At 34.7% G+C, this 19912-nt stretch carries 16 protein-coding genes; 3 read left to right on the forward strand and 13 right to left on the reverse strand.

The features are described 5' to 3' along the window. Positions 1-70 precede the first annotated feature (70 nt). The 9 genes from HNV08_RS06540 to HNV08_RS06580 all read right to left on the reverse strand — a co-directional run bounded on the left by HNV08_RS06540 (position 71) and on the right by HNV08_RS06580 (position 9367). Positions 71-598, reverse strand: coding sequence for a hypothetical protein (locus tag HNV08_RS06540; protein WP_173280372.1), 528 nt, complete (start codon positions 596-598; stop codon positions 71-73). 47 nt (positions 599-645) lie between these two features. Continuing rightward, the gene (locus tag HNV08_RS06545) at positions 646-1347 is read right to left on the reverse strand and encodes a sulfite exporter TauE/SafE family protein (RefSeq protein WP_173280373.1); all 702 of its coding nucleotides are present in this window, start codon (positions 1345-1347) and stop codon (positions 646-648) included. After that, the gene (locus HNV08_RS06550; protein ID WP_173280374.1) at positions 1348-1794 is read right to left on the reverse strand and encodes a FixH family protein; all 447 of its coding nucleotides are present in this window, start codon (positions 1792-1794) and stop codon (positions 1348-1350) included. 109 nt (positions 1795-1903) lie between these two features. After that, positions 1904-3328 (reverse strand): cytochrome c oxidase accessory protein CcoG, encoded by a 1425-nt coding sequence (ccoG, locus tag HNV08_RS06555; RefSeq protein ID WP_173280375.1) that lies wholly within the window; start codon positions 3326-3328, stop codon positions 1904-1906. A 21-nt stretch (positions 3329-3349) separates the two neighbouring features. Further along, on the reverse strand, positions 3350-4327 hold the full coding sequence (locus tag HNV08_RS06560) for a cbb3-type cytochrome c oxidase N-terminal domain-containing protein (RefSeq protein WP_173280376.1): 978 nt from the start codon (positions 4325-4327) through the stop codon (positions 3350-3352). Then, entirely contained in the window at positions 4324-4509 is a 186-nt protein-coding gene (locus HNV08_RS06565) for a CcoQ/FixQ family Cbb3-type cytochrome c oxidase assembly chaperone (RefSeq protein WP_173280377.1), read from the reverse strand. Before HNV08_RS06565 ends, HNV08_RS06560 begins: the two co-directional genes overlap by 4 nt. 5 nt (positions 4510-4514) lie before the next feature. Further along, positions 4515-6722 (reverse strand): cytochrome-c oxidase, cbb3-type subunit I, encoded by a 2208-nt coding sequence (ccoN, locus tag HNV08_RS06570; protein ID WP_173280378.1) that lies wholly within the window; start codon positions 6720-6722, stop codon positions 4515-4517. Between the two features lie 10 nt (positions 6723-6732). Beyond that, complete coding sequence (gene ccoS, locus HNV08_RS06575) at positions 6733-6918, reverse strand: cbb3-type cytochrome oxidase assembly protein CcoS (RefSeq protein ID WP_173280379.1); 186 nt, start codon at positions 6916-6918, stop codon at positions 6733-6735. A gap of 73 nt (positions 6919-6991) precedes the next feature. After that, the gene (locus tag HNV08_RS06580) at positions 6992-9367 is read right to left on the reverse strand and encodes a heavy metal translocating P-type ATPase (protein WP_173280380.1); all 2376 of its coding nucleotides are present in this window, start codon (positions 9365-9367) and stop codon (positions 6992-6994) included. Positions 9368-9473: 106 nt separating this feature from the next. Between HNV08_RS06580 and HNV08_RS06585 the strand changes: the two genes are divergently transcribed. After that, positions 9474-10151 carry a Crp/Fnr family transcriptional regulator gene (locus HNV08_RS06585; RefSeq protein ID WP_173280381.1) on the forward strand — a complete coding sequence of 226 codons (678 nt, stop codon included), beginning with the start codon at positions 9474-9476 and terminating at the stop codon, positions 10149-10151. A 112-nt stretch (positions 10152-10263) separates the two neighbouring features. On the opposite strand, the gene HNV08_RS06590 is transcribed toward HNV08_RS06585, so the two are convergent. Then, entirely contained in the window at positions 10264-13521 is a 3258-nt protein-coding gene (locus tag HNV08_RS06590; protein ID WP_173280382.1) for a WD40/YVTN/BNR-like repeat-containing protein, read from the reverse strand. A gap of 122 nt (positions 13522-13643) precedes the next feature. On the opposite strand from HNV08_RS06590, the gene HNV08_RS06595 reads away from it, so the two are divergent. Together HNV08_RS06595 and HNV08_RS06600 are read left to right on the forward strand one after the other, a co-directional pair. After that, positions 13644-14774, forward strand: coding sequence for a vWA domain-containing protein (locus tag HNV08_RS06595; protein WP_173280589.1), 1131 nt, complete (start codon positions 13644-13646; stop codon positions 14772-14774). A gap of 114 nt (positions 14775-14888) precedes the next feature. Further along, positions 14889-16343 carry a MoxR family ATPase gene (locus tag HNV08_RS06600; protein ID WP_173280383.1) on the forward strand — a complete coding sequence of 485 codons (1455 nt, stop codon included), beginning with the start codon at positions 14889-14891 and terminating at the stop codon, positions 16341-16343. Positions 16344-16346: 3 nt separating this feature from the next. On the opposite strand, the gene HNV08_RS06605 is transcribed toward HNV08_RS06600, so the two are convergent. From HNV08_RS06605 to HNV08_RS06615, 3 genes are read right to left on the reverse strand one after another with little or no spacing between them, the layout of a single operon-like run. Beyond that, the gene (locus HNV08_RS06605; RefSeq protein ID WP_173280384.1) at positions 16347-16922 is read right to left on the reverse strand and encodes a YdeI/OmpD-associated family protein; all 576 of its coding nucleotides are present in this window, start codon (positions 16920-16922) and stop codon (positions 16347-16349) included. Next, positions 16922-18559, reverse strand: coding sequence for a M1 family metallopeptidase (locus HNV08_RS06610; protein WP_173280385.1), 1638 nt, complete (start codon positions 18557-18559; stop codon positions 16922-16924). The genes HNV08_RS06605 and HNV08_RS06610 overlap by 1 nt, the downstream gene beginning before the upstream one ends. Positions 18560-18563: 4 nt before the next feature. Continuing rightward, positions 18564-19910: a M28 family peptidase gene (locus HNV08_RS06615; protein ID WP_173280386.1), complete on the reverse strand. Its 1347-nt coding sequence runs from the start codon at positions 19908-19910 to the stop codon at positions 18564-18566. Positions 19911-19912 lie beyond the last annotated feature (2 nt).

Genomic DNA, 19912 nt, shown 5'->3' on the forward strand with positions numbered 1-19912 from the left:
TTAATTACGGATTAGAGTTTTACGTTTTTTAAAACCGGTAACCTAGTCTTAAATGGATATTTGCAGCTACCTAATTAGTGTTTTTTACATAGACATTTTCCTCTTCAAATAAATGGCCATATCCAATACCTAAACCAGCTTCGTAGTTAAAATGTTGGCCTAAATTTCTTCTAATTCCCCAAGTAGGAACAATAGAAATATCACTAATAAAGTTGAGATGATTAGGTACAGATCCTATAACCATATCTATATGATAGGTTGTTTTTATAGCGATAAAATTTCCACTATTTCCGTCAGTTCTATAGGATTTAGATTCACGCTTATTTAAATTATAATACCATCTAGGTTCAATAGTCAACGCAGGAATTAAAACAAATAAAAATTCAGTATCTTCATTAAAGCTTTCACTAAAAGCACCTGCATCAAAGCCTATTTCACTTCGTAGCGCAATGGCGTTAGTAAGTTTTAATTCGTTGTGTGCCCAAACGCCTAATAAACCAGTTTGTATGCCATAAATGGATTTTTCTACACTAGTATTTTGAGCTGAAGACATTAGAAAACTTGTTGTGCAAATTAGTGCAATTATAATTTTTCTCATTAAGGATGATTAGCGTTAAAGCAACTAATATAAGAAATCATTAGAATTTAATGACACTCCATTGCACTTGAAGCCATTTCAACTATTGGAGCAGGAGAGATGTAAGGAATTCCTAAGCCTAAACCGCGAAGAATAAATAAAACACCTATGCCAATGACAAAAACAGGAATCGCTTTTTGGATGTGTTGCTTTATGGTGGAATTTAAAAATTTACCCAAGTAAATAGCTGTGGTCATTAAAGGAATAGTACCAAAGCCAAATAAAACCATATACAAACTGCCTTCTAATAAACTACCTGTAGCAACTGCGCCAAAAACAGCCATATAGACCAAACCACATGGTAAAAATCCGTTGAGAAAACCAATAGTTAAAAAAGTGTCTGCTGTTTTCTTTTTAAGGGCTTTACCTAAAGATGATTTTACCTTAGAAATGAGTTTATATAAGGGTTTAGAAAGGTTGTATTTGCTAATTGTTTTATGTGGTAAAAGCACAATAACAATCATTAAAAGCCCAATAACAATGGAGAGCTGTTGTTGCACTCCAAAAAGGTAAAAGCTTTTGCCTAAAATTCCAAAAACTAATCCGATAAGACTATAGGCTAAAAGTCGCCCAAAATGATAAATACCAATTTGACTTACTTTTTTAAATGAATTAGAACGGTCTACTGGTAGCATAAAGGCTATTGGTCCACACATGCCAACACAGTGTAAACTTCCCAATAAACCTAATATGAGTCCAGATACTAACATTTAATAATTGATGTCTTTTTTAAATAAATAAGAATTAGCATTGTATTTCCAATCTATTTTAAGGTTCCAACGACCATCTAACAAACGATTGTCAGGTATGAGCAAAGTATGGTTAGACAATGAAATTGGCGTTTCAAAATCTAATTGCTTATTAGATGGTCTATATAGGAACACTTTTCCTTTTATATCCTTATATTCTAAATTGTTTGGAAATGAAATTAAAATGCCTTCTTTTGTTTTTTTCCACGTCACATTTGTGGATAAAGTTTTAGCGTGCTGTTCTTTATTAATATCATCTTGAAATTGTAATTCTTGACCATAATAGTCTTCAACCACCAAATCATGGTCATATTTTTTATCTGTACTCATGCTAATTACAAAGTACATAATGAATGAAATAAAGCATGCAAATGCAATAACGATTGCTGTTCCCCAATTTAATTTCATAATTCTACTTCCCAATTGGGAACCTCCATTGTTTTGTTTGTTATCCTGAATTTGTTTCAGGTTTTCATTTTTTTAATCAGCTTCTTTATAAAAGCAATTGCCTCGTGTTTTAATTAAAACTTCTTGGTCCCAAAAAGGTTACTGATGTAGTTTCAATTAATTCGCCATTACTATAAAGATCAATCATAACATCATTTTTGTCTCCAGAGAGATCACTCTGCTTCAGCTCTATAAATAATGTGCCTTCTGCGATACCTTGAGCATCTACTTTAAAAGTGTCTGATGTCGAGACCACATTAATAGTTCCATCCCAACCTCGGAGTTTAAAGGCTAAATCATCTATGTTTTCTGACGTTTTATTAACCAGTTTAAACGTGTATACATTACTGATAATACCATTGTCTTTATGTTCGTAAAGTTGTCCTGGCAGACGTAAAATACGTGCTTCAACATCACTTCGTAATAAGAGCATGCCAGCCAAAATACCAACTAAAATGGTAAGTACAGCGATATAGCCCTTCATGCGAGCCGTAAGTTTAAAAGGCTCTTTTTTCTCAATTTCATCTTCGCTTGCAAATCGAATCAGCCCTTTTGGAAGATTAATGCTTTCCATAATATGGTCGCATTCATCTATACATGCGGTACAGTTAACACATTCTAATTGTGTACCGTTTCTAATGTCTATTCCTGTTGGACAAACATTTACACATTGAGAACAATCAATACAATCGCCATGTCCTAAGGCGTCTCTATCTTCGTTTTTTCTGAATTTTTTTCTGCCATTTTCGGCTTCACCACGCTTATGATCATAGGCCACAACGATAGATTTATTGTCTAATAATACACCTTGTAAACGGCCATAAGGACAAGCTATAATACAAACTTGCTCTCTAAACCAAGCGAATATAAAATAGAATACTGCCGTAAATATGAGTAAAGGAATGAGTGTGCTTGTATGTTGTAAAGGGCCTTCAGTTATATATTTTATGAGTTTATCGCCTCCAATTAAATAGGCTAAAAATACATTAGCAATGACAAATGAAATAATTAAAAAGATAAACCATTTTAAAATACGTTTTCTAATTTTTTCAGCATCCCATTGTTGTCGAGCTAAACGCATTTGCTTATTACGGTCACCATCAATCCAATATTCAATGCGTCTAAAAACCATTTCTAAAAAGATGGTTTGAGGACAAATCCATCCGCAAAAAACACGACCAAAGCCTACCGTAAATAGTGTTATAAAAATAACACCAATTAACATGGAGATTACAAAAAGATAGAAATCTTGTGGCCAAAACGGAAAACCAAAAATATTGAAACGTCGTTCTAAAATATTAAATAATAGAAACTGATTACCATTGATTTTTATAAAAGGAGCAGCTAGTAAAAAGGCTAATAAAAAATAGCTAACGAGTTTGCGCTTTTCATAAAGTGGGCCAGAGGGTTTCTTAGGGAAAACCCATTTGCGTTTCCCTTCCTCATCAATGGTACCAATTGAATCTCTAAATATTTCGTTATCTGGCGTTTCCATTTTTCTATTAAATAACTATTATTAGTTATTTGATACTTCCGTTTTAGCAGTTTCTACGTTATTTTCAATTGAATCTTCGACATTATTTTCTGAAGATTCTGAATCTGTACTTTCGGCATTGTCATCAATCCAAATTTCGCCTTCAGGAGCTTTTGGTTCTGCTGGTGTTGTACCTTGAAACTGTAAAACATAACTGGCTACTTGCGCAATCTCTAAAGGACTCAAGCCTTCTTTTTTCCAGGATATCATACCTTTACCATCTCGTCCACCTTCAGAAACAGTTTTAAAAACATTTTTAATTCCACCACCTAAAATCCAATGCTTATCGGTAAGGTTGGGACCAATACTTCCGCCACCATCTGCTTTATGACAAGCCACACAGTTAGATTCAAATAGTTTCTTACCTGCATTTAAGTCTGAGGCTTCAGTTAAAAGTTCTACCGTATTAAAATCTACTAGTCCTTTTGCGGTTTTTTTGTATTCTTCTATAGCTGCATTTGCCTCTGCGTATTCTATTTCATATTCAACAAATTGGTCATCTGCATTTAAGACATGGTAACGGACCATATAAATTACAGCGAAGACAATTGAAATATAGAAACTGTAAATCCACCAAGGTGGTAAATTGTTATCTAATTCTTTTATACCATCATAATTATGGTCTAGTATAATTTCGCCTTCTTCTTCAATTGGTTTTTGGTTTCCAAGTAATTTTAAATAAATGGCTTTTAGTTTTGTAAATTCAGGTGTTTTAGTTCGGGAAGCGACATATCTTTTTTTAGCGTCTTCATCTAAACTTTGAAAAAGAATATTATCCATAGAACTCACAATGCCTTCAATAGCAATTAATACTAATAGTACCAATATTAAGAAGAGTAGAATAACAGGCTGCTCAATAAAAGCAGGTTTGTCTCCAGAATCTACAAAGTATTCTATGAGTCCTGCTATGGCAAAAAAGATAACAGGTACTCTAATGTATGATGGGATTAAATGTCTCATATCTCAGTATGGTTTTGGTTGTCTAATGGTATGTTACTAACGGTTGTTATATAATCTTTTTTAGCTGTGATTACCCAATAGAATAACACCACAAAAAAGACGAAGAATATAAGAAGTGATATCATTGGGTATATCTCTATGCCAGTGATACTTTCCATGTGGTTTTTTACAAATTTTAACATGCTGCTTAGTTTTTAGAATTTTCTTCTATTATATCTTTTACTTTTATATCTGTGCCTAAGCGCTGTAAATAAGCGATTAAGGCAACAATCTCTCTATTTCGCATTTCTACAAAATCTGCTCCTGCGGCTGCTTTATCAGCTTCATAAGAGGCTACAAAATCTGGATTACTATATAAGTTTTTTTCAATTTGTGTGCCCTGTTCTAGCATTGCTGATTGCGCGTTTGCAATATCTTCTTCTGTATATGGTACACCTAAGGCTACCATTGTTTCCATTTTCTTTTCAGTCATGGATTTATCGAGTTTAGCACCTTCACCAACGATTAACCATTTGTAGGAAGGCATTATTGAACCTGTTGAGGTACTCTGAGGATCGTACATATGATTAAAGTGCCAGTTGTCTGAGTATTTTCCTCCAAGTCGATGCAAATCTGGTCCAGTACGCTTACTTCCCCAAAGGAATGGATGATCGTACACAAATTCTCCTGCTTTAGAGTATTCGCCATAACGTGCAACTTCTGATCTAAATGGACGTACCATCTGAGAGTGGCAACCTACACAACCTTCTCTTATATAAAGGTCTCTACCTTCTAATTCTAATGGTGTATAAGGTTTTACACTGGTTATGGTAGGTATATTAGATTTTACAACAATCGTTGGTACAATTTGTACGATACCACCAATTAAAATGGCAATGGTTGCATATATGGTTAATTGAATTGGTTTACGCTCTAACCAGGTGTGCCATCCTTCTCCAGATACGCGCTTTTTTGATACACGTTTTAATGCTGGAGCTTCTGCTAACTCATCGGTTACTTTGTGCTCAGATTTTGCAATCGTCATAATCACATTATAAACTAAAATGAGCATACCAGTAATGTATAGCGTTCCGCCAATAGCACGCATCCAATACATTGGCATAATTTCGGTTACAGTTTCTAAAAAGTTACCATAAACTAATGTGCCATCTGGATTAAATTGTTTCCACATACTTGCTTGAGCAAAACCTGCAACATACATTGGTAATGCGTATAACATAATTCCTAAAGTGCCAATCCAAAAATGAACATTAGCCAATCCTATAGAGTATAGTTTTGTTTTAAATAATTTTGGGATGAGGTAATAAATCATACCAAAGGCTAAGAAACCATTCCAAGCTAATGCACCAACGTGAACGTGTGCAATAATCCAATCCGTAAAGTGCGCAATGGCATTTACGTTTTTAAGTGATAACATCGGACCTTCAAACGTGGCCATACCGTAACCAGTAATAGCTACAACCATAAATTTTAAAACGGGATCTGTACGTACTTTATCCCAAGCTCCACGTAAGGTCAGCAATCCGTTAATCATTCCACCCCAAGAAGGCATTAATAACATTACCGAGAAGGCAACGCCTAAGTGCTGAGCCCATTCTGGTAATGCTGTGTATAATAAGTGGTGTGGTCCTGCCCAAATATAGATAAAGATCAATGACCAAAAGTGAACAATAGATAATCTATAAGAATACACAGGTCTATTAGCCGCTTTAGGAACAAAATAGTACATTAACCCTAAAAATGGTGTCGTTAAGAAAAACGCAACTGCATTATGTCCGTACCACCACTGAACCAATGCATCTTGTACACCTGCGTAAACAGAATAACTTTTCATGCCAGATAAACTTACAGGGAGTTCTAAACTATTAAAAATATGAAGTACAGCTACAGTTACAAAGGTGGCTAAGTAAAACCAAATGGCAACATATAAGTGACGTTGACGACGTTTTAAAATCGTCGCAATCATATTGATACCAAAAACAACCCAAACGACAGCGATGGCGATATCAAAAGGCCATTCTAATTCGGCATATTCTTTTGATGTTGTATAACCTAAAGGTAAAGTAATCGCGGCTCCAACAATGATAAGTTGCCATGCCCAAAAATTGATATTGCTTAAAGCATCACTAAACATTCTCGCTTTTAATAAACGTTGTAATGAATAATAAACGCCTGCAAAAATGGCATTACCAACAAAGGCAAAGATGACTGCGTTGGTGTGTAATGGTCTTAAACGCCCAAAACTTAACCATGATATTCCATCGGTCATGTTTGGGAATAAGAACATAAAAGCCAAAATAAGACCTACGAGCATACCTACAACTCCCCAAAGAATTGTTGCATAGAGGAATTTTTTAACGATTTTGTTATCGTAATAGAATTGTTGCATTTCCATATTAAAAAAATTAGTCGGTTTTTGTTTGTTTTGATGTGTTGTTGTGTTCTTTTACAAGTTCGTCTTCAAAGAGCATGCGTACAGAAGGTGTGTAGTCATCGTCATATTGACCAGATCTAACTGCCATTATAAAAATGACAAAGAAAGTGACGCCAACAATGACGCTAACAGTTAATAAAATATAAATAACACTCATACCTACTGAAGTTATGGTTCAAAATTACGTTTCAACGCGTTGGTAAAACATGACATTTATCATGTTGCATTTATTATTTTAATTTTCTACCTAAAAAATTGGTAGCAACAGTTGTAAAAACAACGATACTAATGGAGCTTAATGGCATAAGAATGGCGGCAACGACAGGTTCTAATTGTCCTGTTACTGCAAAATATAAGCCTATGACGTTATAAATAAATGACAGAACAAAGCTCCATTTAATAATTTTTATGGCCGATTTTGAAGCGGTTATGTACGCGTATAATTCCTCGAATTTGGTGGCATCTAAAATGGCATCACAAGCTGGCGAAAACACATTCACATCTTCAGAAATAGCAATGCCAACATCACTTTGGGCTAAAGCACCTGCATCATTAAGACCATCTCCTACCATTAATACTTTAGCACCTTCGGATTGATGGTATTTGATAAAATCGAGTTTATCTTCTGGTTTTTGATTAAAAATGAGTTTGGTTTTGGCTGGCAGTAATTTTTTTAAATTCTCACGTTCGCCTTCGTTATCGCCAGATAGAATGACCAAATCAAACTGTTGCTTTAGTTGATTAAATAATTTTGAAACGCCCTTTCTATAACTGTTATAAAACGTAAATTTTCCTTTATAAACGTTGTTACTACTAACATGAACTGTAGTGTTTAATAGCGCTGTATCATTAGGATTACCAACAAAGCTAGCCGAACCAATTTTCATGTTTACAGCGTTGTGTTTCGCTTCAATACCTTTGCCAATGTGTTCTTCAAAAGCATCAAGTGTTACGATATTATTTTCTTTTAAAACCTTATATAATGTTCTGCTCAATGGATGATTAGAACCTCTTAGTGAATTTTTAAGCACTACGTTTTCAGAATCAGATAACATATCGCCATCATATTCAGCTTTACTTTCTTTATTGGAGGTTATGGTTCCTGTTTTATCAAAAATTACCGTGTTAATTTGGGCAAGTTGCTCAATAACACTAGCGTTTTTTACATAAAATTTTTGTTTCCCAAAGATTCTAAGAAGGTTGCCAAACGTAAATGGTGCAGAAAGAGCAATTGCGCAAGGGCATGCTATTATTAATACTGCGGTAAAAACATTCATGGCTTTGCTGGCATCAGTGATTAGCCAAAAAATAGTGGCAATGACCGCAATACTTAATAATGTAATTGTAAAATGCCTACTAATTGTATTTGTAATAGAGGTAAAACCATCTGCTTTATTTTTATTAAAAACATCATTACTCCATAATTGTGTGAGGTAACTTTGCTCTACAGACTTTAGTGCTTCCATTTCTATTACGCCTTTGGTTTGTTTACCACCAGCAAAGAGTTTGTCACCAGACTGTTTAGAAACCGCTTGCGATTCGCCAGTCACAAAACTGTAATCTATTTTAGCATTTCCATTGATTAATATACCATCTACAGGAATTAATTCTTCATTTCTAATAAGAATTCGGTCGCCTTTTTCTATGTCGTAAACTTGAATAGAATTTTCGTTTCCGTCATTATCTATCTTAGTGATTGCAATAGGGAAGTAAGACTTATAATCGCGCTCAAATGAGAGAAACTCGTATGTTTTTTGTTGAAAGAATTTACCAACCAAAAGAAAGAAAACCAAACCTGCGAGACTATCAAAAAATCCTGAACCCAAATCGAACATGATTTCTATAGTACTTCGAATAAACAGTACGGAAACGCCTAAAGCAATCGGTACATCAATATTAAGAAGCTTTGCTCTAAGGCCTTTAAAAGCTGAAATGTAATAATCTTGAGCAGCATAAAATACTATAGGTAATGACAAGGCAAACATTAACCAACGGAATAAGGGTTTGTATTGTTCTAGCCAAAATTCATTGACTTCAAAATACTCAGGAAACGATAAGAACATAATATTTCCAAAGCCAAAAGCGGCAACACCAAGTTTGTATATTAACGTTCTGTTAATTTGCTTTTTACTAGAGTTAAAATCGTCTAAACTAATATAAGGTTCATAACCAATAGAACTCAATAATAAGACTACGGATTTTAAATTGGTCGTTTCGGAATTATATGTAACACGTACTGTCTTTTTTCCAAAATTAACTTGAGAGTCTGATATATTAGGATTGAGTTTATTTAAATTTTCAAGTATCCAAATACAAGAACTACAGTGAATATGCGGAATGTAAAGCGTAGTAATTTCTATAGAATCGCTTCTAAATTCCGTTAGTTTTTCAATAATATTGTCTTGCGTTAGAAAATCGTATTTGCCATCAATTTCTTTTGGGATGGCACCAGGCGAATTCTGTAAATCGTAATAACATGTTAAGTCGTTCGCGTTAAAAATCTCAAAAACAGTTTTACAGCCATTACAGCAGAATGATTTTTCTTGAAATGTTATAGGATGATTCCCACAGTCATCACCACAATGAAAACACGTGTTGTTTTTCATATTTATTTTTGCTCAATTATACCTGCAACAAAAGTCACAATAGAACTGATTTTAAACTATGATATTTGTCATGTTTTGACTAACTTTGAAATCAACCATTTTTATTATGAGCAAGTGCGACCAATGTATTATTAGACAGTTCAACTCTCTTAGAGCTTTAGATAAAGAAGACTTAATTCGCATTTCTGGTTGCAAAACATCACGGTTTGTTAATAAAGGCGAAGTTATCTTTAGAGAAGGAGAAAGTATTAATGGTGTTTATTGTGTTAAAGATGGTGTTTGTAAATTGTCTAAATTGAGTGCAAATGGTAAAGACCAAATTGTAAAACTTGTAGTTAAAGGAGACTTAATTGGGCAACGCTCATTAGTAACTGATGAGAAATCTAATCTTACAGCCATTGCACTAAATGATATGGAAGTGTGTTTTATACCTAAAAATGAGGTAATGAACGACCTAACAAAAAACGCTAAGTTTTCTTTAGATATGCTTCAGGATATGGCTAAAGAATTGAAATTAGCAGACAATATCATTGTAGATATGGCGCAGAACTCTGTTAAGCAGAGATTGGCCGAAGTTTTAATATATCTCGATAAAACTTTCGAAAAAGATTCTAATGGATTTTTAAAAGTGGTCCTTTCTAGAGAAGACTATGGTAACCTTGTTGGTACAGCTACAGAATCTGCAATTAGAATTCTATCTCAATTTAAGAAAAGTGGATTAATATCTACCACAGGAAAGCAAATTAAGGTTGAAGATTTAGACGGCTTAAAACGTGTAGAATAAATCTCGTTGCACGATTACGTTGTCATAAAGTATGCAGTTAACATAGCACATTGTTGTTTTATAAACGAACAATAAAAACGTTAGTATAAAGACTTTTTGACCGTTTCTAAAATTAATCTATTTTAAAATGTTTAAGTGCTTTAAAAGGATTGGCTTGTACGGTTTGCATTTTATTTTGATAGTCTTTCCAATCATTAGCAAAAAACGTATTCGTTTCCGAAAGCAATGTGTTTAAGGCATCCTTAGCTTGTTTAATTAATGTTGTTTCTGTTGCAGTTAATCCGTTTTGACTTCCATTTACATAGCCACTTGCAGTTCTTAAACGCGATAATGGTGTAACGACAGGACTTCTTGTAATGCCTTGCCTTTTATCCTCTTTTCCTAAATATTTATCTAATAAACCATTAATTGATTTAATTAAGGCCTTAGAGTTTTTAATCTCTTCTTTGTATGTGTCTTTATCTAAATTAGATAAATCTTTTTTATACGTTTCCGCAATGGTCTTACTTTCTACTAATTGTTTTACGGCATCTGCTGTGGTTTGTTGTAATTGTTCTAATTGTTTTGCAGCTGCATAGACTTCATCAATATTCTTTTGTGAAACCTCTAATCTAGGATCTGATTCTACTTTTATAGTTGTTTCAGATACTTGATCACCATAATGTAGAACGGCTCTGTAAGTACCTGGTTTTACATTTACACCAGCAGATTCTCTAGTGTTTTTTCTAATTCTTCTAGACGGTCTGTCAGCTCCAGACTCACGCATTCTCCACGTCCACCTATGAATCCCGTTGTCTTTTGGTGCTTTTGTTTTCAAAGTTCTTATTAATCGCTCGCCATCGTATATTTTTAATGTTAGAGAATCCCATTTTACTAGAGATTCTTCTTTGTCTTTATCAATATTGTTGTCATCAGAATCTTCATTTAGCCCAATTTTCTTGTCACTAATGTTTTTATCTCCTTTTTTTGCGTTCGCTTTTATGTCAGACTTGACGTCTTCTTTTTTATTAATTAAATAAGAAAACGTTGCACCACCTTTTCTATTCTCACCTTGATACATAGCATCGGCTCCAAAACGGCTTCCTGTTGGTTGTTGATACGCGGCTTGATACACTGTTGGTGGTTCAAAAAGTTTAATTGAAGCATCTATAATAGATTTGTCTTTTGCCATGTCTCTCAATGGTTTAATATCATCTAAAACCCAAGCCGCTCGTCCAAACGTACCAATCACTAAATCGTGTTCTCTTGGGTGAATAACCAAATCTTTTACAGAAGTTGTAGGAAAGCCTTCAGTCCATTTGGTCCAATGGTCTCCAGCATCTAAAGAAACATATAAACCATCATCTGTTCCTAAGAATAAAAGATTAGGTTCTACTAAGTCTTCAACAATAGCCAATGTATAACTTTGTACATCATCAACATCGACAATACGTTCCCAGGATTTACCATAGTTTTTAGTGCGGTAAGCATAAGGCGTATAGTTAAATCTTCTGTAATCATTTGCAATTAAAAGTGCTTCACCTTTGTTTTTGTTAGAGGCTTTTATTTGCGCTATCCAACTGCCTTTAGGTAAGTCTTTAATGTTTTTTGAAACTTCGGTCCAAGATTCGCCACCATTTATGGTGTAATGCACGCGTCCATCGTCAGTGCCAACCCAAAGCATATTTTTTTCTACAGGTGAAGGTTCTATAACTAAAACTGTACAGTGGTTTTCTGCACCTGTGGCATCTAAAGTGAGTCCACCACTTTCAGATTGTTTTAATTTTGAAGGATCATTGGTTGTGAGATCAGGAGAAATAACCGTCCAGGTTTCGCCTTTGTCTGTAGATTTATGAACAAACTGACTGCCAAAGTAAACAGTAGCATTATTAAAAGGGTCAATGTTAATAGCGGAATTCCAATTAAAACGTAATTTTACGTCAGGATCAGAATGTGTAGGTCTTACCATATAATTGTTTCCTGTTTGCCAGTCATATCGGCTCACATAGCCTTGTTGACTCATTGTCCAGCCGTATCGCGAATTGTCTTTATCTGGTATTACGTCAAAACCATCACCAAAACTTATTTCTTGCCAATAGCTATTTCTTATGCCTTGGGCACGCCAAACATAGGCTGGTCCTCTCCAAGATCCATTGTCTTGCATACCACCATACACGTTATATGGAAATTCATTATCGACATTGATATGATAGAATTGTGCGACAGGAAGGTTCCCAATAAATCGCCAAGTTTTACCACCATCTTTAGTGATATTCATGCCACCATCATTACCATCAATCATAAATTTTCCGTTTTCAGGATGAATCCACCAAGCATGATGATCTGGATGCACACCATTATCTACGCCATAAGCAGGCATTAATTGCTTAAAGTTTTTGCCACCATCTTCAGAAACATTAACGTATGTGAAAACTGAATACACTCTGTTTTCATTTTCAGGATCTACATAAATTTCAGAATAATAGAATGGTCTGTTTCCAATATCACTTTTATCATTTATTTTTTTCCATTTATCACCACCATCTTCACTTTTGTACAGTGCATTTTTTTTGGCTTCTACCAAAGCATAAATAACATCAGGTTTATTTGGTGCTATAGCAACACCAATTCGTCCTAAATCGCCTTTTGGGAATCCATCTTCTTCCGTGATTTTTTTCCAAGTTTTACCGCCATCATGCGTTATGTGCATTCCAGAACCTGCGCCACCCGAATTAAAAAACCAAGGTTCGCGTTTATGTTCCCAAAGCGTTGCGATTAACTTATTTGGGTTCGTAGGATCCATAATTAAGTCTGCCGCTCCTGTTTTGTTGTTCACATATAACACTTTGTTCCATGTTTCGCCACCATCAGTGGTTTTAAAGACACCACGTTCTGGATGTTCTCCCCAAGGCGAACCAATGGCTCCCACATAAACAATATCTGGGTTGGTTGGATCTACAATAATTCTATGTATATGTCTTGTTTTCTCAAGACCCATAGCCAACCATGTTTTTCCACCATCTAAAGATTTATAGATGCCATAACCACCATTTAAGGAGTTACGAGGATTGCCTTCTCCTGTTCCTACCCAAATTACACTTGGGTTAGATTGCTGAATTTCAACCGCACCAATAGAAGCTGTTACTTCTTTATCAAAAATTGGTGTCCAAGTGATACCACCAGAATTAGATTTCCATAGACCTCCAGATGCCGTACCAACATACATTATGTCTGGATTATCAGTTACAACATCAATAGCAGTAACACGTCCAGACATACCACCAGGACCAATGTTTCTTGGATGCATATTTTTTACTAAATCTATAGAAAAGTCTTGCGCGCTAATTATGGTTACACAGCAAAGTATAACAAAAGAGAATAAATGCTTCATTATTTGTGGTTGGTTGAGTAATGCTTAAAATTAAACAAAAGAATTGATAGATTTCTTAAGGAGTTGTTAAGTTCTTCTACAGACTATTTTTTAAAATGAAAAATCATTATTTTTACATAGCTATGAATGAAAAAATAAATAAAAGAGGTTTTGTATTTAAAACGTACGAAGCGCCTTATCAATCGCCTTTTGAAAAACTCTTTGAAATTTTTAAGGAGTTAATCACACATACTTCTGGTGATTTTGATGAAGCTATAGATTGGTTACGTCAATTAGATAAAGAATATAAACTTACCACACCAGAGTATACCATTGATGACTTTATAGAGGATTTAAAAAACAAAGGTTACATCCGCGAAGAAATTGATCCTAATGGAACAGGTGAAGGAGGACTTGCTATAACAGCAAAAACCGAACGTGCCATAAGACAACAAGCCTTAGATCAGATTTTTGGTAAAATAAAACGCAGTGGTTCTGGTAATCACAAAAGTAAAGGTGTTGGTCTTGGCGATGAACATACAGGTGATTTTAGAAGCTACCAGTTTGGCGATAATCTAGATAAAGTTTCTATGACGGAAAGTATTAGAAACGCTCAGATTAATAATGGTATTGGCGATTTTAGTCTAACGGAAGATGATTTGGTGGTAGAAGAAACACTTCATAAAAGCCAGATGAGTACTGTGTTAATGATTGATATTAGTCATAGTATGATTCTTTATGGTGAAGATAGAATTACACCTGCTAAGAAAGTGGCTATGGCTTTGGCTGAATTAATTACCACGCGTTACCCAAAAGACACCTTAGAGATTTTAGTCTTTGGGAATGATGCTTGGCCAATAAAAATTAAAGAGTTACCATATTTAAAGGTTGGGCCTTACCATACTAATACCGTTGCAGGTTTGCAATTAGCTATGGACATGTTGCGGAGAAAACGTAATACCAACAAGCAAATTTTTATGATAACAGATGGTAAACCGAGTTGTCTGCGTTTGCCAGACGGGCAATATTATAAAAATAGTAATGGCTTAGATCCATACATAACTAACAAATGTTATGCAATGGCGCAACAAGCGAGGCGTTTACATATTCCTATAACGACGTTTATGATTGCGCAAGATCCTTATTTAATGCAGTTTGTAAGAGAATTTACACAAGCAAATAGAGGGAAAGCATTTTACACAGGCTTAAAAGGTCTAGGTGAAATGATTTTTGAAGATTACGAGAATAACAGAAAAAAGAGGATTAAGGGGTGAAAAAAGCCCATCCTAACCTTTCCGAAGGGAAGGCATAAAGAAAAAATGGAAATTAAAGCTCAATTTCCCACGTTGAGTTTTTCTCCTTATGGGGAAATTAAAAGGGGCTAATTTATGAATATAAAAACACTAGGCGAACTAAAACAATCGGGTTATCAGTCTAAATCTATAAAAGATGAATTGAGAGATAATTTAATTGAAAATATAAAGAATAAAAAAACAACCTTTGAAGGTATACATGGTTACGAAAATACGGTGATACCAGAATTAGAACGTGCTATTTTATCGCGGCATAATATTAATCTATTAGGTTTAAGAGGGCAAGCAAAAACCCGTTTAGCACGTATGATGGTGACCTTGCTAGATGAATACATACCTGTTGTAGAAGGCTCAGAAATTAATGATGATCCTTTAGAACCAATTTCGCGCTATGCTATAGAATTTATAGCAGAAAAAGGAGATGATACACCAATTACTTGGTTGCATAGAAGTGAACGCTTTGCCGAGAAATTAGCAACACCAGATGTTACTGTTGCCGATATTATAGGTGATGTAGATCCTATAAAAGCGGCGAATTTAAAGTTGAGTTATGCAGATGATCGTGTCATTCATTACGGCATGATTCCAAGAGCTAACCGTTGCATTTTTGTAATTAACGAGTTGCCAGATTTACAGGCAAGAATCCAGGTCGCTTTATTTAATATTTTACAAGAAGGTGATATTCAGATAAGAGGATTTAAATTACGATTGCCATTAGATATGCAATTTGTATTTACAGCAAATCCTGAAGATTATACCAATAGAGGAAGTATTGTTACACCATTAAAAGATAGAATTGGGTCTCAGATTTTAACGCATTACCCAGAATCTGTGGTAGTTGCCAGAACCATCACATCTCAAGAAGCGAAGTTAGATACCAGACAATCAGAATCGGTTTACGTACCAGAATTGGCAAAAGATTTATTAGAACAGATTAGTTTTGAAGCTAGAGAAAGTGAGTACGTTGATGTAAAAAGTGGTGTAAGTGCACGTATGAGTATTACAGCTTTTGAAAATTTACTAAGTACAGCAGAACGACGTGCATTAATTTCTGGTGATGCTAAAACAGCAGTGAGACTATCTGATTTTATAGGTGTCATTCCTGCGATAACTGGAAAAGTAGAATTGGTTTACGAAGGTGAACAAGAAGGTGCAGATTTTGTGGCTAATGCATTAATGGAAGACGCTGTGAAAACCTTATTCCCTAAGTATTTTCCAAAGGTAGAAAAATTACAAAAACAAGATGAAGAAACACCTTATGATGATTTAATCTCTTGGTTTTTTAATGGTGATGGTTTTGAACTTTTAGATGATTTAGACGATGCTACTTATAAAGCTAAATTAGATGAGGTAACACCTTTAGATGCTTTAATTGCAGATTATCAGCCAGAGATTGATCCAAAAGATGTCTATTTTGAAAAAGAGTTTATACTTTGGGGTTTAACACAATTTAAAAAACTCAGCAAGTATCGATATGCTGAAGGACTTCAATTTAAAGATCCTTACGGAAGTTATATCAGTGGACTGTAGAATTTACCAATTATCACTACTTTTAATATTAGCATCGCAGAGTTTTATAATTTCTGCGATTCTTTTTTGTTGCGTCGCTTCTCTTTTAGCTTGGTTTAACCAATACAAATAACTTTTTCTGTAACTCGGTGCAAAGTTGAGGTAATTTTGATAAGCATTTGGATGCGCATCAAATGCGATTTGCAGGTTTTTAGGGATTATGCCATTTTCAACAGCGTCTAACGAAGACCAACTTCCGTTTTCTTTTGCGATTTTAATTGATTCATAGCCTGAAGGATGAATTAAATTTTCTTTTTCTAACGCTATGAGGTGTTTTTTATTCACAGCGCTCCAAACACTTTTTGGTTTTCTTGGGCAAAAATATTGACGTCGTTTACCATCGCCTAAGCTTTTTACGGTTGCATCTATCCAACCATAGCAAAGGGCAACGCGTACAGCTTCTTCCCAACGCATTGATGCCATGACGTGATTTACTTTATAGAATATGAGATAAATACCGTTTTCAGATTTGTGATTTTGGTGTAACCAATCTCGCCATTCGGTATCTGTTTTAAAATAGAGCTCCTTTATATCAGACATTATATTTTTTTAGAATTGACGTAAAAGTCGTTATCAATTTGTATATCATTTGAAGTCATTACTTTTGATTTCCACTCGGTTGTCGGAAAAATCCATTCCGACAGATGTCCTGTTTCAATTTGTATTGGCATATCAAAATTTTCTACAGTATTGGTCCAACGGAATTTTAATTTATTATTTGTAATTGAATATTCTAAAGTCGGAATTTTAATTGTTCTTAAATATTGATTGAAAAATGCTGTTAAATCTTTCTCAGTTTGTTCGCTTAAATAATTTTCAATCTGTTCTGTGGTTACGGTTTGATGATAAAATTTAGAATTCATTCCTCTTAAGATTTGGCGCCATTTGTCATCATCTTCAACTAACTGACGCAACGTATGTAGCATATTTGCGCCTTTATAGTACATGTCGCTAGAGCCTTCATTATTGACGTTATAATGGCCAATTAATGGTTTATCATTTTGAATATTTCTACGTGTACCAATTACGTATTTGGCAGAAGCTGCTTTTCCGTAATAATAGTCCAAAAATAGATTTTCTGAATAAGAGGTAAATCCTTCATGAATCCACATGTCTGCAATATCTTTATTGGTAATATTGTTGGCAAACCACTCGTGACCTGCTTCGTGAATAATAATAAAATCGAACTTAAGACCTAAGCCTGTGCCAGATAAATCACGACCCAAATAGCCTTGTTTGTATGTATTGCCATAGGTTACAGAACTTTGGTGTTCCATACCTAAATATGGAACTTCTACGAGTTTAAAACTGTCTTCATAAAAAGGATAAGGACCAAACCAGTGCTCAAACGCTTTCATCATTTTAGGCGCATCTTTAAAATGAATCTTTGCTTTTTCAAGGTTGTCTTTAAGCACGTAGTAATTCATGTCTAAATCGCCTTTTTCCCCTTGGTAAACTTCAGAAAAATTAGCGTAGTCACCAATGTTTATATTCACACCATAATTATTAATTGGGTTATTGACAAACCAATGTGAGGTTACGGTATTATTGTCGTTCTCAACCAATTTTCGTAATCGTCCATTAGAAACATTAGTTAAAGATTTTGGATTCGTAACGCTAATCAGCATACTATCCACTTCATCATACATATGGTCTTTGTTTGGCCACCATACACTAGCACCTAATCCTTGGCAAGACGTCGCTATAAAAGGATTACCATTCTTATCTTTTTTCCATGAAAATCCGCCATCCCAAGGTGCGCGTTTCGCTTCTTTTGGATGCCCTTCGTAATAGACCTCGATAGCATTTACGGTTCCTGTTTTCTGAGTTTCTAATAGTGTAATAAAATGTGCATTACCATCATGTTTTACGTCTAATACCTTTCCGTTTTGAAGTACTTTAGTAATCTTTAATGGGTTTTGTAAATCGATTTGCATCACTTGTTGCGATTGTAAAACCTTATATTGAATGGTGTTTTTTCCTGAAATAAATTTCTCTTCTGGTAGAACTTCGATATCAAGATGATAATACGTTAAATCCCACCATTCACGTTCTGGAGTTATACTTCCTCTTAAAGTATCTTGCCGTGTAAAATTAGATTTGTCACTAAGTAAACCTTGACCTTGACAGTTCGTTGCGCAGAGTAGAGTTATAAATATGTATAAAAAATTCTTCATGTTACTATCTCATAATTTTATTGGGGAAAACAACAGCGCTTTCATGTCCGTTTTCGCCTACTGCAGCAACTCCAAAGTATGAATTGTCAATGACAATTCCATTTAGGGTAAACTCTGTAATATTTTCTACATATCTGCTATGATCCCAAGTAGGTGATGTGGTATCTCGCCAATATATTTTGTATCCTTTTGCACCACTGACATTAGACCATTTTAATTTTGCTGAAGGTTCTACAATGCCACCAATAGCTACTTCTGTAGGTGCTGGTGGAGCAGATGCAAGACTAGCTAATGTTATAGCATTAACTGCCGTTAATTTTTTACAATACTCAAAATTTACATGCTCAAAAGTATCGCCATAATCAATCCCATTTTCTGTTCTTATATCTTGATGTTGTTGCGTATAGTTTTCATGAGCTTCCATAATTCTTATACCTGCAAATCCCATATCATTAAAAGGCTTGTGATGACCACCACGGCCAAAACGATCTAATCTATACACCAACATTGGGTTCATTTCTGGCATATAAGTAGTTGTCGTTTTATAGACATAGCGCGCTAATTGACGCGAAATACCATCAATTTCGCCTCCATAGTAACGACGTGTTCTATTTTGAATGGCTAATTTTTTAGGATCTGTTTCTGCAGTTGTTGTAGGTTCAGAAAAAATGCGGAATGTACGGTTGTCAATGACGCCATCTACACCAGAAATATTGCCAATCATATCATTGTTTAAAACGCCAATAATGTCCCAGTTTTGTTCTTTAGCATAGTTTGCCAAACCTTGTCCACCAAATAAGCCTTGCTCTTCACCAGAAAGTCCAACATATATAATACTATTGTCAAACTTATATTTAGACAATACGCGAGCCGCTTCTAATGCTCCAGCCATACCAGTGGCATTATCATTTGCGCCAGGTGCATCTGAGGTAAAGTCATTAGGATCTGTGACTCTTGAATCAATATCGCCACTCATTATGATATAGCGATTAGGATATTTAGTACCTTTTTGAATAGCCACAACATTAACCACGTTAACATCTTTGACGATACGTTGATTAGCACCTTTTTCTATAAAATTATTTTGAAAAAATACGTTAAGACACGTATTACAATCATTAGAAATAATATCGAATTGCGATTTTATCCATCGTCTTGCGGCTCCAATACCTCTGGTTTTTGAGACGGTATCACTAAGGGTATGTCGTGTACCAAAGTCCGATAGTTTTTTTACGTCATTACGGAGGTTTTTCTCAGAAATAGCATCGATAATATCGTAGATTTTTTGATCTGTTTGTGCGAAAGAATTTAATACTAAAGTTAGGGTAAATAGTAAAATGTATTGCTTCATAT

The sequence above is a fragment of the Winogradskyella eckloniae genome, from assembly GCF_013249045.1.
GTDB lineage: Bacteria > Bacteroidota > Bacteroidia > Flavobacteriales > Flavobacteriaceae > Winogradskyella > Winogradskyella eckloniae.

Excerpts from the sequence above, each read along its gene's own strand:
- HNV08_RS06615 (WP_173280386.1), bottom strand. The coding sequence starts at position 19,910 with ATGAAGCAATACATTTTACTATTTACCCTAACTTTAGTATTAAATTCT.
- HNV08_RS06595 (WP_173280589.1), top strand. The coding sequence starts at position 13,644 with ATGAATGAAAAAATAAATAAAAGAGGTTTTGTATTTAAAACGTACGAA.
- HNV08_RS06565 (WP_173280377.1), bottom strand. The coding sequence starts at position 4,509 with ATGTTAAAATTTGTAAAAAACCACATGGAAAGTATCACTGGCATAGAG.
- HNV08_RS06540 (WP_173280372.1), bottom strand. The coding sequence starts at position 598 with ATGAGAAAAATTATAATTGCACTAATTTGCACAACAAGTTTTCTAATG.
- HNV08_RS06605 (WP_173280384.1), bottom strand. The coding sequence starts at position 16,922 with ATGTCTGATATAAAGGAGCTCTATTTTAAAACAGATACCGAATGGCGA.
- HNV08_RS06610 (WP_173280385.1), bottom strand. The coding sequence starts at position 18,559 with ATGAAGAATTTTTTATACATATTTATAACTCTACTCTGCGCAACGAAC.
- HNV08_RS06590 (WP_173280382.1), bottom strand. The coding sequence starts at position 13,521 with ATGAAGCATTTATTCTCTTTTGTTATACTTTGCTGTGTAACCATAATT.
- ccoG (WP_173280375.1), bottom strand. The coding sequence starts at position 3,328 with ATGGAAACGCCAGATAACGAAATATTTAGAGATTCAATTGGTACCATT.
- HNV08_RS06585 (WP_173280381.1), top strand. The coding sequence starts at position 9,474 with ATGAGCAAGTGCGACCAATGTATTATTAGACAGTTCAACTCTCTTAGA.
- ccoS (WP_173280379.1), bottom strand. The coding sequence starts at position 6,918 with ATGAGTGTTATTTATATTTTATTAACTGTTAGCGTCATTGTTGGCGTC.
- HNV08_RS06580 (WP_173280380.1), bottom strand. The coding sequence starts at position 9,367 with ATGAAAAACAACACGTGTTTTCATTGTGGTGATGACTGTGGGAATCAT.
- HNV08_RS06550 (WP_173280374.1), bottom strand. The coding sequence starts at position 1,794 with ATGAAATTAAATTGGGGAACAGCAATCGTTATTGCATTTGCATGCTTT.
- ccoN (WP_173280378.1), bottom strand. The coding sequence starts at position 6,722 with ATGGAAATGCAACAATTCTATTACGATAACAAAATCGTTAAAAAATTC.
- HNV08_RS06600 (WP_173280383.1), top strand. The coding sequence starts at position 14,889 with ATGAATATAAAAACACTAGGCGAACTAAAACAATCGGGTTATCAGTCT.
- HNV08_RS06560 (WP_173280376.1), bottom strand. The coding sequence starts at position 4,327 with ATGAGACATTTAATCCCATCATACATTAGAGTACCTGTTATCTTTTTT.
- HNV08_RS06545 (WP_173280373.1), bottom strand. The coding sequence starts at position 1,347 with ATGTTAGTATCTGGACTCATATTAGGTTTATTGGGAAGTTTACACTGT.